At 60.1% G+C, this 14,604-nt stretch carries 15 protein-coding genes and 1 tRNA gene; 10 read left to right on the plus strand and 6 right to left on the minus strand.

Translation table 11 applies throughout. The features are described 5' to 3' along the window. Positions 1-66: 66 nt before the first annotated feature. From lepA to acpS, 8 genes are all read left to right on the plus strand, one after another. Entirely contained in the window at positions 67-1,875 is a 1,809-nt protein-coding gene (gene lepA / locus ACFO24_RS05180; RefSeq protein ID WP_207575545.1) for a translation elongation factor 4, read from the plus strand. A gap of 16 nt (positions 1,876-1,891) precedes the next feature. Beyond that, positions 1,892-2,866, plus strand: coding sequence for a signal peptidase I (lepB, locus tag ACFO24_RS05185; protein WP_377737315.1), 975 nt, complete (start codon positions 1,892-1,894; stop codon positions 2,864-2,866). A 32-nt stretch (positions 2,867-2,898) separates the two neighbouring features. Further along, positions 2,899-3,252, plus strand: a complete 354-nt coding sequence (locus ACFO24_RS05190; protein WP_377737236.1) for a DUF4845 domain-containing protein — start codon at positions 2,899-2,901, stop codon at positions 3,250-3,252. Positions 3,253-3,255: 3 nt separating this feature from the next. Continuing rightward, positions 3,256-3,942, plus strand: coding sequence for a ribonuclease III (rnc, locus tag ACFO24_RS05195; RefSeq protein ID WP_377737237.1), 687 nt, complete (start codon positions 3,256-3,258; stop codon positions 3,940-3,942). Positions 3,943-4,076: 134 nt separating this feature from the next. Further along, entirely contained in the window at positions 4,077-5,114 is a 1,038-nt protein-coding gene (era, locus tag ACFO24_RS05200; protein WP_377737317.1) for a GTPase Era, read from the plus strand. A gap of 12 nt (positions 5,115-5,126) precedes the next feature. Beyond that, on the plus strand, positions 5,127-5,894 hold the full coding sequence (gene recO, locus ACFO24_RS05205) for a DNA repair protein RecO (protein ID WP_377737238.1): 768 nt from the start codon (positions 5,127-5,129) through the stop codon (positions 5,892-5,894). Next, a complete protein-coding gene (locus ACFO24_RS05210; protein ID WP_377737239.1) occupies positions 5,891-6,697 on the plus strand; it encodes a pyridoxine 5'-phosphate synthase in 807 nt (268 codons plus the stop codon). Before recO ends, ACFO24_RS05210 begins: the two co-directional genes overlap by 4 nt. A 129-nt stretch (positions 6,698-6,826) precedes the next feature. Beyond that, a complete protein-coding gene (acpS, locus tag ACFO24_RS05215) occupies positions 6,827-7,219 on the plus strand; it encodes a holo-ACP synthase (RefSeq protein WP_377737241.1) in 393 nt (130 codons plus the stop codon). Positions 7,220-7,436: 217 nt separating this feature from the next. Here acpS and ACFO24_RS05220 read toward each other — a convergent pair whose 3' ends face one another. From ACFO24_RS05220 to ACFO24_RS05230, 3 genes are all read right to left on the minus strand, one after another. Then, on the minus strand, positions 7,437-8,534 hold the full coding sequence (locus ACFO24_RS05220; RefSeq protein WP_377737242.1) for a porin: 1,098 nt from the start codon (positions 8,532-8,534) through the stop codon (positions 7,437-7,439). A 215-nt stretch (positions 8,535-8,749) separates the two neighbouring features. Beyond that, on the minus strand, positions 8,750-9,931 hold the full coding sequence (locus tag ACFO24_RS05225; protein ID WP_377737244.1) for an aminotransferase-like domain-containing protein: 1,182 nt from the start codon (positions 9,929-9,931) through the stop codon (positions 8,750-8,752). A 125-nt stretch (positions 9,932-10,056) separates the two neighbouring features. Continuing rightward, positions 10,057-10,677 (minus strand): LysE family translocator, encoded by a 621-nt coding sequence (locus tag ACFO24_RS05230; protein ID WP_377737246.1) that lies wholly within the window; start codon positions 10,675-10,677, stop codon positions 10,057-10,059. 43 nt (positions 10,678-10,720) lie between these two features. Between ACFO24_RS05230 and ACFO24_RS05235 the strand changes: the two genes are divergently transcribed. After that, positions 10,721-11,146, plus strand: coding sequence for a rhodanese-like domain-containing protein (locus tag ACFO24_RS05235; RefSeq protein ID WP_207575554.1), 426 nt, complete (start codon positions 10,721-10,723; stop codon positions 11,144-11,146). A gap of 63 nt (positions 11,147-11,209) precedes the next feature. On the opposite strand, the gene ACFO24_RS05240 is transcribed toward ACFO24_RS05235, so the two are convergent. After that, entirely contained in the window at positions 11,210-12,055 is an 846-nt protein-coding gene (locus ACFO24_RS05240) for a class I SAM-dependent methyltransferase (RefSeq protein WP_377737247.1), read from the minus strand. 216 nt (positions 12,056-12,271) lie between these two features. On the opposite strand from ACFO24_RS05240, the gene ACFO24_RS05245 reads away from it, so the two are divergent. Beyond that, positions 12,272-13,879, plus strand: coding sequence for a SulP family inorganic anion transporter (locus ACFO24_RS05245; protein ID WP_377737249.1), 1,608 nt, complete (start codon positions 12,272-12,274; stop codon positions 13,877-13,879). Here ACFO24_RS05245 and dut read toward each other — a convergent pair. Then, positions 13,862-14,311, minus strand: a complete 450-nt coding sequence (gene dut, locus ACFO24_RS05250) for a dUTP diphosphatase (RefSeq protein ID WP_207575556.1) — start codon at positions 14,309-14,311, stop codon at positions 13,862-13,864. The genes ACFO24_RS05245 and dut overlap by 18 nt on opposite strands. A 150-nt stretch (positions 14,312-14,461) precedes the next feature. After that, positions 14,462-14,537 (minus strand) — tRNA-Gly (locus ACFO24_RS05255). Positions 14,538-14,604 lie beyond the last annotated feature (67 nt).

Genomic DNA, 14,604 nt, shown 5'->3' on the forward strand with positions numbered 1-14,604 from the left:
CGGATTGACAAGCAAGGTGCGCTGCGGGCGCACCTTTTTTTATCCAGGCCTAGCTTTTTATTGTTGATGAAACACATCCGTAATTTCTCCATCATTGCGCACATTGACCACGGCAAATCGTCCCTGGCGGACCAACTGATCAAGCGCTGCGAAGGCCTGGCCGCACGCGAGATGGAGGCCCGTGTGCTCGACTCGATGGACATCGAGAAAGAGCGCGGTATCACCATCAAGGCGCAAACGGCCTCCTTGCAATACCACGCCAAAGATGGCCAGGTCTATAACCTGAACCTGATCGACACCCCCGGCCACGTGGACTTTTCTTACGAAGTCAGCCGCTCGCTGTCGGCCTGCGAAGGCGCTTTGCTGGTGGTCGATGCCAGCCAGGGCGTCGAGGCGCAAACCGTGGCCAACTGCTACACCGCCCTGGATTTGGGGGTGGAAGTGACCGCCGTGCTCAACAAGATGGACCTGCCCCAGGCCGACCCGGACAACGCCAAGGCGGAGATCGAGGACGTGATCGGCATTGATGCCAGCGATGCCATCCCCTGCTCGGCCAAAACCGGCATGGGCATTGACGACATTTTGGAAGCCATCGTCGCCAAGGTGCCGCCCCCGGTGGGCGATGCCGATGGGCCGCCACGGGCCATGATCATCGACAGCTGGTTTGACAGCTATGTGGGCGTGGTGATGCTGGTGCGCATGGTCGATGGCCAGATCAAAAAAGGCGAGCGCATCAAAATGATGGCCACCAACGCCGCCTACGAGGTAAACCAGCTGGGCGTGTTCACCCCGGCCAACCAGCCGCGCGAGGTGCTCAAGGCGGGCGAAGTGGGTTACGTGATCTGCGGCATCAAAGAATTGAAAGCCGCCAAGGTGGGCGACACCATCACGCTAGAGAAAAAGCTGCCCAACAACATGGGCCCGGCCGCAAAACCCCTGCCCGGCTTTAAAGAAGTCAAACCCCAGGTGTTTGCCGGCCTGTACCCCACCGAAGCCAGCGAGTACGACCAGCTGCGCGATGCGCTGGAAAAACTGCAGCTCAACGATGCTTCGCTGCACTTCGAGCCCGAAGTCTCGCAAGCGCTGGGCTTTGGCTTTCGCTGCGGCTTTTTGGGCCTGCTGCACATGGAAATCGTGCAAGAGCGCCTGGAGCGCGAGTTTGACCAAGACCTCATCACCACCGCCCCCAGCGTGGTTTACAAGGTGGTCAAGGGCGATGGCGAAATCATCGACGTGGAAAACCCGGCCAAAATGCCCGACCAGGGCCGCCTGCAAGAGGTGCAAGAGCCCATCGTCAAGGTCAGCCTGATGATGCCGCAAGATTATGTCGGCCCGGTCATGACGCTGTGCAACCAAAAGCGCGGCATCCAGGTGAACATGCAATACCACGGCCGCCAAGTGGTGCTGATCTATGAGCTGCCGCTGGGCGAGATCGTGCTGGACTTTTTCGACAAGCTCAAATCCGTCTCGCGCGGCTATGCCTCGATGGATTACGAGTTTTTGGAGTACCGCACCTCCGACGTGGTGAAGGTCGATATCTTGCTCAACGGCGAGAAAGTCGACGCCCTGTCCATCATCGTGCACCGCAGCCAGGCCACCTACCGTGGCCGCGCCGTGGTGGCCAAGATGCGCGAAATCATCAGCCGCCAGATGTTTGACGTGGCCATCCAGGCGGCCATCGGTGCCAACGTCATCGCCCGCGAAACCGTCAAGGCGCTGCGCAAAAACGTGCTGGCCAAGTGCTACGGCGGCGACGTGTCGCGCAAGCGCAAGCTGCTGGAAAAGCAAAAAGCCGGCAAAAAGCGCATGAAGCAAATCGGCTCGGTCGAAGTGCCGCAAGAGGCCTTCCTGGCCATCTTGCAAGTGGAGGAGTAAGCCCATGACCAAGCTCATGTCGGCCATGCCGACCCTGACCGCCGTGGTGTTGGCCGCTTTTGTCGGCTACATCGGCGCGTGGTACACCGGGGCGATCGAGGGCAACTTTGCCCTGGTGATGCTGCTGGCCACTTTGGTCACGGGGGTGTACTGGGTGGCCGAAAAATTCCTGTTTTTCCCCCAGCGCCAACGCGCAGCACAAAAACTAGAGCAGCAAGCGCAGGCCCGTACTGCGCAATTGCAGCGCCAAGGCATTGCCCAGCACGATGTGAATGTGGATGCAAGCAAAGAGCACCTCCTGCGCCAGCCCTGGTGGCTGGACTGGACAGCGGGGCTGTTCCCGGTGCTGTTCGTGGTGTTTGTGCTGCGCTCGTTTTTGTTTGAGCCGTTCAAAATTCCCTCCGGCTCGATGATCCCCACCCTCTTGGTGGGCGACTTGATTTTGGTGAACAAATTCACCTACGGCGTGCGCCTGCCGGTGATCAACAAAAAAATCACCGAAGGCCAAGCGGTCGCACGCGGCGATGTCATCGTCTTTCGCTACCCGCCCCAGCCCAGCCTGGACTACATCAAGCGCGTGGTCGGCCTGCCCGGCGACAAGGTGGAGTATTTGAACAAGCGCCTGCGCATCAATGGCCAAGAGGTCCCCACCGAGGCCCTGCCCGACTTTTTCGATACCGACGCCATGCGCTACTTTCAGCAGTTCGAAGAACACCTGGGGCCCCAGCCGCACCGCCTGCTCAACACCCCCGGCATTGCAGGCTACATCCAAGGGGCCAGCGACTTTGCCGGGCGCGACCAATGCACCTACAGCGTCGAGGGCGTGACCTGCACCGTGCCGCCGGGGCAGTATTTTGTGATGGGCGACAACCGCGACAACTCCCTGGATTCGCGCTACTGGGGGTTTGTACCGGACGAAAACCTGGTGGGCCGGGCCTTTTTCGTTTGGATGAATTTCGGTAACCTCAAGCGCATTGGCAGCTTCCACTAGCGGCCAAGCCGTCCATTTTGAAAGGAAACCCTATGCAGCACAGCCTTCGCCACCAGCGCGGCCTGTCTTTTGTTTCGGTCGTCTTGATCGGTTTTATCTTGGTCGCCGCCTTTGCCATCGGCGGCCAATCGGTGCCCATCTTTACCGAATACATGGCCGTGCAAAAAGCGGCCCAAAAAGCGGCCGACGAAGCCACCAGCGTCACCGAGCTGCGCGCCGCCTTTGACCGCTCGGCCAGCATTGACGACATCAAGAGCATCAACGGCAAAGACTTGGAAGTGAGCAAAAACGGTGACCGTTTTACCGTCCACTATGAATACGAGCGCGAAATCGGCCTGGCCGGCCCCGCGTATCTGGTGTACCGCTTCAACGGCAGCACAAAGTAAGGCATGCACGATGATTTAACGGCGCTCCAGCAGCGCCTGGGCTACCGCTTTCAAGACATCCGCCTGCTGCAGCGGGCGCTGACGCACCGCAGCTTCAGCAGCGACCACAACGAGCGCCTGGAGTTTTTGGGCGATTCGGTGCTGGGCCTGGCCATCTCCAGCTGGCTGTACCACAAGCTGGCCGACTCGCCCGAGGGCGACCTCTCGCGCGCCCGTGCCAACCTGGTCAAAGAAGGCAGCCTCTACCAACTGGCCCTGGGCCTGGGCCTGCCCGAGTTTCTGCGCCTGGGCGAGGGCGAAGCGCGCTCTGGCGGCAAGCGCCGCCCCTCCATCCTGGCCGATGCGGTCGAGGCGATTTTGGGCGCGGTGTATCTAGAGGCCGGTTTTCCCGTGGCCGAGCAGGTCGTACACCAATTGTTTGCCAAGGTGGACATCACCCCGCAAATGCAGGCCGTGGGCAAAGACCCCAAAACCGCCTTGCAAGAATGGCTGCAAGGCCGGCGCATGGCGCTGCCGCAATACGATGTAGAAAAAATCAGCGGCGCGGCGCACAAACAAACCTTCACCGTGGCCTGCATGATCCCGGCCCTGCGCTTGGGCGCCAAGGGCCAGGGCCACAGCCGCCGCACCGGCGAACAAGCGGCCGCTGCGGCCATGTTAAAACTCTTGCAGGAAAAGCATCCCTCATGAATTCAAAAAAACAAGCTACTCCCGCTGATCAATCCAAGGGTTTAGAGCAAAAACAACCAAAAAACAAGACAACATCAGCGCAAACAGCTCCTGATTTAAAAGAGTTTCCCGCCATCACCCCGGCCGGCCAAAGCATGGCTGAACTCAACGCCATGCTCCTGGCCGCCAAATCCGGCGGCGCAGCCCGCCTGCCCGATGCTGCCGTGGCAGAAACCCCGGAAAGCCAAGGCGACGGCGAAAGCGCCCCCCAAGCCCCCGCCCGCATCTATGCCCCCGAAGAGCAGCGCTGCGGCCTGATCGCCATCGTCGGCAAACCCAATGTGGGCAAATCCACGCTGATGAACGCGCTGGTGGGGCAAAAAATCTCGATTACCAGCCGCAAGGCGCAAACCACGCGCCACCGCATCACCGGCATCCGCACGCGGGAAGAGACGCAGTTTGTCTTTGTCGATACCCCCGGTTTTCAAACCAAGCACAGCACCGCGCTGAACAAATCGCTGAACAAAACCGTCATGGGCGCGATTGGCGATGTGGACTTGATCCTGTTCGTGGTCGAGGCCGGCAGCTTCACCCTGGGCGATGCCAAGGTGCTCTCGCTGTTCAAGCCCGGCATCCCCACGCTGCTGATTGCCAACAAACTCGACCGCATCCACCGCCGGGGCGACATCGCCCCCTGGCTGCGCGACATGCAAGAGCGCCACCCGTTTACCGAATTTGTGCCCATGTCGGCCAAAAAGCGCGACGACATCCAGCGCCTGCTGGGCATCTGCGCCCCCTACCTGCCGCAGCAGCCCTGGTTCTACGGGGCCGACGAGCTGACCGACCGCAGCGAAAAATTCCTCGCCTCCGAAACCGTGCGCGAAAAGCTCTTTCGCTTCACCGGCGATGAGCTGCCCTACACCTCCACCGTCGTCATCGACAAGTTCGACGAAGAGCCCAGCCCCAAGTTTGGCCGCTTCATGCGCATTGCCGCCACCATCGTCGTCGAGCGCGACGGGCACAAGGCCATGGTGATTGGCGCTGGCGGCGAGCGCCTGAAAATGATCAGCACCGAAGCACGCCAAGAGCTGGAAAAGCTGCTGAACGCCAAAGTCTTCTTAGAGGTGTGGGTCAAAGTGCGCTCCGGCTGGGCCGACGATGCCGCCCGCGTCAAATCCTTCGGCTACGAATAAGCCCCTGCCACCATGGCCAGCGCCCAGCGGGTCAGCGATGAACCCGCCTTCATCCTGCACCGCTACGACTGGAGCGAATCGAGCCTGATCCTCGAAGTCTTCACCCGCCACCGCGGCCGCGTCGCCCTGGTGGCCAAGGGCGCAAAAAAACACACCTCCAACTTTCGCCCCGTGCTGCTGGGCCTGCAGCCGCTGCGCCTGTCCTACACCCTGGCGGGCAGCAGCAGCGCCGACATCCACACCCTGCGCGGCGCGGAATGGGCCGGCGGCCACATCATGCCCATGGGCGCACGCCTGCTCTCGGGCCTGTACATCAACGAATTGCTGCTGCGCCTGCTGGCCCGCGACGACCCCTACGCCTATGTCTTTGACGTGTACGCCGCCCTCATCAAACTGCTGGCCACCCAGCACGATGTGGTGCAAGAGCCGGCCCTGCGTGCCTTTGAACTGATCTTGCTGCGCGAACTGGGCCTGCTGCCCAGCCTGCACGCGCAAACCCAAACCCTGCAGCCCCTGGCACCCCAGGCTCCCTACGCCCTGGCCCCCGAAGTGGGCCTGCGCCCGGCCGAACCGGGCGAACGGGCCGTGCTGACCGGCCAGCAATGGCACACCCTGGAAACCGCCCTGCGCCAAGAGCCGCACAGCTTTGCCCCCATCCTGCAAGCCTGCGCCCACCTGGCCCCGGCCCTCAAGCCGCAATTGCGCACCCTGCTGCAATTTCATTGCGGAAGTCCTATGCTGCGCACACGCCAGTTGATGATGGATTTACAAGCCTTATGACCCCACCTGCCGCCCCCACCCACCCCTCTACGCCCGCCATCCGCACCGCCTTGTCGGTGAACGTGAACAAAGTCGCCCTGGTGCGCAACACCCGCCACCTGGGCATCCCCTCGGTGGCCCGCGCGGCCTTGCAATGCCTGGCCGCCGGTGCCCAAGGCATCACGGTACACCCCCGCCCCGATGGCCGCCACATCCGCAGCAGCGACGTGTACGAGCTGGCCGAACTGCTGCAATCCTGGCCCGAAGCCGAGTTCAACATCGAAGGCAACCCCACCCAGAACCTGATGGACTTCATCCGCCAGGTGCGCCCGCAGCAGGCCACCTTTGTGCCCGACAGCGAAGACCAATTCACCAGCGACCACGGCTGGAGCTTCCCGCAGGATGCCCAGCGCCTGCGCCCCCTGATTGCCGAATGCCGCAGCCTGGGCGTGCGCGTCAGCCTCTTCATGGACCCCCTGCCTGAACAAATGGCCGCCGCCAAAGCCGTCGGGGCCGACCGCATCGAGCTCTACACCGAACCCTACGCCGCCGCCTGGGGCACGCCCGAGCAGGCCGCCCAACTGCAGCGCTACACCGCCGCCGCCCAGGCGGCCCTGGCCGCTGGTTTGGGCATCAACGCCGGGCACGACCTGAACCGCGATAACCTCTCGGCCTTTGTTGCCGCCGTGCCCGGGCTGCTGGAAGTGTCCATCGGCCACGCCTTCATCGCCGACGCACTGGAGCTGGGCTACACCGACACCGTGCGCGCCTACCAGCGCTGCATCGACCAGGGCATGCAAGAGCGCAAGCTGCTGCACCCTTGATGCCCGGTGCGCCTACAACATAAAAAAGTGGGCTTACTCCGCTCGGATTCATTGGTTTTTATTGAGAAAATCATTTGAAACCGACTAATCATCTACGGAAACAGCTATTTTTATTAAAGCACCCACCCCATGATCTACGGCATTGGCACCGACATCTGCGACATCCGCCGCATCCGCGCCAGCTTTGAGCGCCACGGCGAACGCTTCGCCGAAAAAATTCTGACCGCCAACGAACTGGCCACCTGGCGCACCCGCAGCCAGCGCTGGCCCGAGCGCGGCCTGCGCTACCTGGCCACACGCTTTTCCGCCAAAGAAGCCTTTAGCAAAGCCGTTGGCCTGGGCATGGTCATGCCCATGACCTGGCGCCACTGCGAAATTGGCAACTTGCCCAGCGGCCAGCCCACCATCGTTGTGCACGGCGCCATGCAGGCTTGGATGCAAGAGCGCCAATTGCACGCCTGGATCACCCTGACCGACGAAACCGACTACGCCGCCAGCTTTTGCGTGGTCGAGCGGCGCTGAGACGGTGAACCCGTTCTAGCACCACAAACAATAGGCATAGGGGCAGGGCGAACACCCAGGTTCGCCCCTACGGGGGCATGCGCGGCCAAACCCGTAGGGGCAGACCTGCGTGTCTGCCCTGGCAACAGCGCAAACAGCGCAGGCATAAAAAAACCAGCCTCGGTAAAGAGGCTGGTTTTTGGTTTCTTAACCAAAGCTGGGTGACCCCAGCCTTAGATTAGAAAGCGTGGCGAATACCAACTTGCAGGCCGTGCTGGGCACCGCTGTCGGACAGACCAGCGCCAGGCATTGCGCCGTTCAGCTCCAGACCCAGGTTGTCGCCATCTTTGTTTTTGTTTTTCAGGTAAGCGTAGGTACCGTACAGAGCCGTGCGCTTAGACAGGTTGTGCACATAGCCCAGCGACAGTTGGTTGGCTTTCAGGGTTTCGCCAGCATCGCTATCGCGGTAGTGGTTGTACGAAGCACGCACTTCACCAGCTGCACCAACGGGAGCGGTCACACCCAAGCCAAAGGTCTTGAATTTAGCGCTATCGCCAGCTGCGCCTACACCGTCGTCTTTGAATTTGCTTTCTTTATAGAAACCCAGCAGGCGAGCAACACCAAAGTTGTAGCCACCACCCAGTTGCCAGCTTGTCTGATCAATGGTGAAGTCCGTACCGTTATTGGTATTGCCATCGATGCGGTCAAAACCCAGGCCCAAGCTCAGAGGGCCGTTGTCATAGGTAGCAGAAACGCCGATATAACGGCTATCGCTGGCTTTTTGCTGCTCACCAAAAGCGTACTCACCACCAAACTTGAAACCGCTGAAGTTGGGGCTGGTGTAGGAGATGGCATTCGAAGCACGAGTGGGGTAAGCACCCAACGCAGCAAACGGTTCTGTCTCAGAAACCCAATTGCTCCAAGCGCGGCTAGCGCCAATGCCGGTGTCACCGAAAGCATCGTAGCGGCTCACAGCCAGGTAGGAAGAGGTCAGCATGCGACCCAGGCGCACTTCACCAAAGCCGCCAGCCAGACCGATGGTCGAGGTACGGTTAAAGGTCAGGCCGGACTCGTTCATGTAGTTGCCGCCGTTGTCAGCGCTCAGACCACTTTCCAGGTTGAAGGTGGCTTTCAAGCCGTTGCCCAGGTCTTCCACGCCGCGGAAGCCCAGACGGCTGTTCACGTTACCACCCACGTGGGTCATGCCGTAAACGGATTCTTCACCTTTGCTGTAGGTCAGGCCGGTGTCCAGAACACCGTACAGGGTCACGGAAGATTGGGCCATAGCAGCGCCGGAAGCAGCCAGCACAGCCAGGGCGATCAGGGATTTTTTCATTGCAATTACTCCAAGGTTTGACAGAGGGCGCAGTGTTTGCCACCAAAAAAGGCAGCCTTTCGAGCCGCGCCAACCTCCTTTTAGGGAAGCTGGGGCTATTGCACCAGAGATGCCCAGCGGGGTAAACAAAACAGCCCCTTGCGGGGCCAAAAATGGTGTTTTTTGTTGCGCGACCGCAACAAACCAAAAATACGGGCGGTCAAGCCCGGCAAGGCTTACTGCGCATAGGCTTTGATCGCAGCCGCCAAGGCAGCGATGCCCTGGGCAATTTGTGCCGGCGGCACCGTCACATACGACAGGCGCAGGCAGTTGTGCTGCGGATTGCCCGGGAAGAAGGGGGCGCCAGGCACAAAGGCCATGCCGCGCTCCACCGCCAGGGGCAGCAGTTTTTGCGCATCCATGCCTTCGGGCAGTTGCACCCACAGGAACATGCCACCAACGGGGCGCGTCCAGCTCACACCCAAGCCCACCATCTCTTGGTCCAGGGCGGCCAGCATGGCATCGCGCTGGTTTTTGTACAGGGTGCGAATGGTGGGGATGTGGCGGTCTAAGAAGCCATCTTTCATCACCTCGGCCACCACGCGCTGGTTAAAGCTGGGCGTGTGCAAATCGGCTGCTTGTTTGGCTTGCACCAGTTTGCCGTAGACCGATTTAGGGGCCACCACAAAGCCCAAGCGCAAGCCCGGGGCCAGCACTTTGGAGAACGAGCCCATGTAGAGCACACCCTCGGGGTTGCGGGCCGCCAGTGGCAAGGGGGCCTCACCTTCAAAGCGCAGATCGCCATAGGGGTTGTCTTCGACCAAAGGAATGTCCAACGCGCGGGCTTTATCAACCAGGGCCTGGCGGCGCTCCTCGCTCATGGTGCGCCCCGTGGGGTTTTGAAAGTTGGGCAGCACATAGGCAAAGCGGGCTTTGTCAGCACCGCTGCCCGCTTGGGCAGCGAAATCATCAACCAACATGCCTTGATCGTCGCTGGCCACACCAACAGCGATCGGCTCCATCGGGGCAAAGGCTTGCAAAGCGCCCAGGTAGGTAGGGCGCTCAACGAGCACACGACTGTCTTTGTCCAAAAAGATCTTGCCGATCAAATCCAGGGCCTGTTGCGAGCCGCTGACGATCAGCACCTGCTCCGGATCGACATCCCAGGGTAAAAAATCGGCCACTGCCTGGCGCAGCGCGGGCAGCCCTTCAGTGGTGGAATATTGCAGGGCTGCCGCGCCATCACGCTCCAGTACGGTATTGCACGCGGCCTGGAAGGCGCTGATCGGGAAGGTTTGCGGGGAAGGCAGACCGCCTGCCATGCTGATGATGCCGGGGCGGTCGGTGAGTTTGAGAATCTCGCGAATGGCTGACGAGTTCATCTTGGCGGCACGGCTGGCCAGGGTCCATTGGGTCATGTTGGGTCTCTCAAGAGAAAAGCCGGGGATCACCCGGGCAAAAATTTTCAACAGGTGGCAGCCGCTGGTGGCAAGGCTGGCCTGCTCCGAAGAGCGGCCATTGTCAGCAAGTTCATCTGTGGTGCCTAGGGCACAAACCCAGGGGTTTGCCCTTGCAGCATCCACAACGCCGTCACCGCCAGCAACAAAGCCATACCGCGATTGAACCATAGCAGACGCTGCCCTTGGGCCAACCAGTGGCGCAATACGGCCCCGAGGCAGGCATACGTAAGATTGCTGCTGAAAGCAAAAAACACCATTACCGGCACCACAATGCCCAAGCGCAAGCCCATATTGGGCTGGCCTGCGACCCAGCCTGCGATGATCGTCAGCGCCAAGAACCATGCCTTGATGTTCACAAACTGCAGCAAAACGCCTTGACCAAAACCCACCTGCAGCCGATCCGCCCGCGCCTGGGCCAATTGCCGAGTGCCCGCCAGCCGCCACGCCAGCCACAACAAATAGCTGCAGCCCCCCAGCTGAATCCCCCAGCGCAGGGCAGGAACTTGTGCCACCAATGCCCCTACCCCGACGCTGCACAGCAACAGGAGCAAACACCAGCCCACTGGCACAGCCAACACAAAGCGCAGGCTGTGGCGCAAGCCAGCATTGGCGGCCATGGCGGTGGCCAAAGCGGTATTGGGGCCCGGGGTAAAGCTCATGGCAGTGGCCAAGAGCATCAACGCAGTAAATTCAGTCCAAAGCATGGGGCCGATAATGCCGCGTTATTGGCCATAAAGTGAGTTTGCAATGAGCGAAACAAAGGATTTCGGTGCGGTGATTCCCGCCCATGGCTATGCCGGCGACATTCCCCCCGCCTTGGCATGGCAATGGGTGCAAGCGGGAAATGCGGTGCTGGTGGATGTGCGCACGGATGCCGAGCGTGCCTGGGTGGGCCAAGTGCCAGGGGCCAAAGTGGTAGCTTGGAAACAATGGCCGCAAATGCTGATGAATCCCGATTTTGATACCCAGCTGCAAGCTGTGGTGCCATCAGGCAGCAAGGTGCTGCTGCTGTGCCGCAGTGGGGTGCGATCGGTAGCTGCTGCGCAGCGGGCAACCGAGCTGGGGCTGCAGGCCTACAGCATTCTGGAAGGCTTTGAGGGCGATTTGGATGCCAACGGCCAACGCGGCAAGCTCAATGGCTGGCGCTATCGAGGGCTGCCTTGGCAGCAGTAAAAAGAATGAAATGCTGAGGCCGCACGCTGCACGGGGCTGAGTGGCCCAGCGGGGCCGGTTCAGTCATTCAAGCACCAACTCTGCCAGCCCGTACAGCGGCGCACTGTGCCCCCAGGGATTCCAGATGGCTTCCATGGCCACCCCCATCCAGCCATGGCTGGGAGCCACGCTGTGCGATTGGCGCAGCTGCAGGCGAGGATGGCAGGCGGTCAATTCCTGCATTTGGCCAATGCCCCACCGAAACTGGGCCTGGGTGCGCCCCACACTGGCGTGCCATTGGGCTTGACCGACGGCGCAGCGGGCCATGGTATCGAGCACCAACACCGAGCCCGCAGGCGCTGCCTCGGCAAACTCTTGCAGCACCGCTCGCACTTCATCGGGCTGAAAATACAGCAGCACCCCTTCAATCAACAAAAAAACCGGCTGCGCTGTGGCCCGTTTAGGCAGGCGCAAACGTTGCCACCAGCCAGGTTGTTGTAAATCTGCTGTGCCAGCCCGCAGCCGGGGCATTTGGGCAGGCAGGAGCGTTTTGCGCAGGGCCATCACTTCAGCGAGATCCGCATCCAGCCACGTGTTTTGGCCATTGTTCAGCCACTGAAAATAATCTGTCAGCCCGCAGCCCAAGTTGATGCCCCAGGCTTTGGGGTGTTCAACAAAAAAGGCTTGGGCGCACTCCCGAATCAAGCGCGTGCGCCACAGCACATTCAGCACGGTAGGGCGATCGGCCAGATAGGCCTGGCCATCAATCTCCAGGGTGCGCAAAAGGCGGCTGGCCTGCTCATCCCCACAGGCATGCCCTGGGTAAAGCCCCCCACCCAAAGCCCGCGCGACCAGGGGAATAATCAAAGTTTGCTGCACCGGCGTAAACGCCTCGCAGTGTCTGCGCACTGGGGGTGGCGGCGTTGGCATGTGGCATCCAGGCAACTTATGCCCACTCGATCCAACAATGGAGTTATTCATACCACCCCTTTCTTCCGAACTGAGTCCAACGATAGACAGTGATGCGCTCGATAATATTTACCCAACCTTCTTGGCTACCCAGCAATATGTCGCGCCTATAGCCCATTGCTTGTAAGTTTTTCGTCAGCACTTAGTTTTGATACCCATCAAACTTTAAGGATTTCCATGCAGTTTCGCCCTCGGATTCTTGATATTCGGCACAACTACAGCCGCCAGCGCTTGGTCGGTGATCTGGGTGCTGGGGCCACCGTGGGTGTCGTAGCGTTACCGCTGGCCATGGCCTTTGCCATTGCCAGCGGCTTGCCCCCCCAAGCAGGATTGTGGACCGCCATCATTGGCGGCGCTTTGGTCGCGCTGCTGGGTGGCTCGAACGTGCAAATTGCCGGGCCTGCGGGGGCATTCATCGTCATTGTTTACGGCATCGTCCAGCGTCACGGAGTGGGCGGGCTCTTGATTGCCACCTGCGGCGCGGGGGTGCTGCTGATGCTGATGGGAATCTTCCGCTTGGGCAACTTGGTGCGCTTTGTCCCCGTGAGCATCATCATTGGCTTTACCAACGGCATTGCGGTGTTGATTGCCATCTCGCAACTCAAAGATGCGCTGGGCCTGCCCATTGCCAAAATGCCAGGTGATTTTTTTGGCCAAATGCAAGCCATTGGCAGCCATTTAAACCAATGGAATCCCACCGCCCTGGGCTTGGCGGTCGGTTGTTTGGCCCTGCTGTTTATCTGGCCGTATTTGCTGCACCAAAAATCCCCAATCCAACGTTTTGATGGGGTTACCGTGCGTACTTTTGCCCGCCTGCCCGCCCCGGTGGTGGCGTTGCTGACCTTCACGGCCTTGGCCTACTTTCTGCACCTGCCGGTAGAAACCATTGGCAGCCGCTTTGGCAGCATTCCCCAAGAACTGCCAGCCTTGGTGTGGCCCGAATTGTCCTGGGACAGCGCACGGCGTTTGCTGATGCCAACCATCACCATCGCCGCGCTGGGCGCGATTGAATCGCTGCTGTGCGCCCGCGTGGCCGACCAATTGGCCACCAGCCCCAGCCATCGCAAACACGACCCCAACCAGGAGCTTTTAGCCCAAGGAGCGGCCAATTTTGTCGTTCCCTTCTTGGGCGGTATGCCTGTGACCGGCACGATTGCCCGCACCGTCACCAATTTGCGCTCGGGGGCAACTTCGCCCATCTCCGGCCTGGTGCATTCCCTGGTACTGATGCTGATTGTGCTGCTAGCAGCCCCTCTGGCCGTGCATGTCCCCCTGGCCGTACTGGCAGGGGTTTTGTTGTTTGTGGCTTGGAATATGGGCGAGTGGCGCGAGTTTGTCCGCCTGCGCCAATTCAGCAACCATTACCGCCTTTTGCTGCTGGGTACCTTCTTTTTAACGGTGGTGTTTGACCTGATGGTTGCCATGGAAGTGGGCCTGGTACTGGCCTGCGTGCTGTTCGTGCGACGCATGGCCACCTTGTTCAAGGTGCATGCCACCAGCGCCGATGGCCTGGCTTGGCGTTTGCACGGGGCGCTCTTTTTTGGTGCCACAGACAAGCTCGATGTACTGCTTGAAGCGGCCCAAACCGTACCGGTCGGTAGCACCATGACCTTGGACATGGCCGCCTTGTTTGCACTGGACACCACGGGGGTCGATAGCCTGGAGCAGCTGCTCAAAGCATTGGAGCAGCGCGGGGCCCACTTGGCCCTCGAAGGTATGCAACCCCAAGTGCAATCTTTGCTGGAGCGCTCGGGTTTGACAGAAAAATTAAACCTTGCCCGTTGAGCCATACCCCCCCGTGCCGCGCTCGCTCACCTGGGCAAAGTCTTGCACCTCGTTGAACTGGGCTTGCACCACGGGAACGATCACCAACTGCGCCAAACGCTCCATGGGTTGCAAGGTAAAAGCGGTGCTGGAGCGGTTCCAAGCGCTGACCATGAGCTCGCCCTGGTAATCCGAATCAATCAGCCCCACCAGATTACCGAGCACGATGCCATGCTTATGCCCCAAGCCTGAGCGCGGCAGGATCAGGGCGGCATAGCCGGGATCACGCAGATGCACCGCCATACCCGTCGGAATCAATTGCCACTGGCCCGGCTGCAGCAGTACGGGCGCTTGAATACAGGCCCGCAGGTCTAAGCCGGCGCTGCCAGGGGTAGCATAAGTGGGTGGGGTGTCGCGCAGACGCGCATCGAGAATTTTGAGATCAACTTGCATGGAGCGTAACTACAGGCCGTTATTTTTTATGCCGCAGCATCCAAATACGACGCGCAAGCAGACGCAGGCCAAAAACAAAAAAAGCCAAAAAACAAAGTTTTTGGCTTTTTTAGCTATCTATGAACATTGTGCAATGTCCATAGAAAAATTTGGAGCGGGAAAACGGTCTCGAACCGTCGACCTCAACCTTGGCAAGGTTGCGCTCTACCAACTGAGCTATTCCCGCTTATTTACTGAAGTTTGTGATTGTACATCTGAAAACTCAGCATGGCTAAATTGTAGCGTGAAAATTT

The organism is Comamonas denitrificans, from assembly GCF_042654745.1.
In the GTDB taxonomy this organism is placed as follows: Bacteria; Pseudomonadota; Gammaproteobacteria; order Burkholderiales; family Burkholderiaceae_C; genus Comamonas; species Comamonas denitrificans.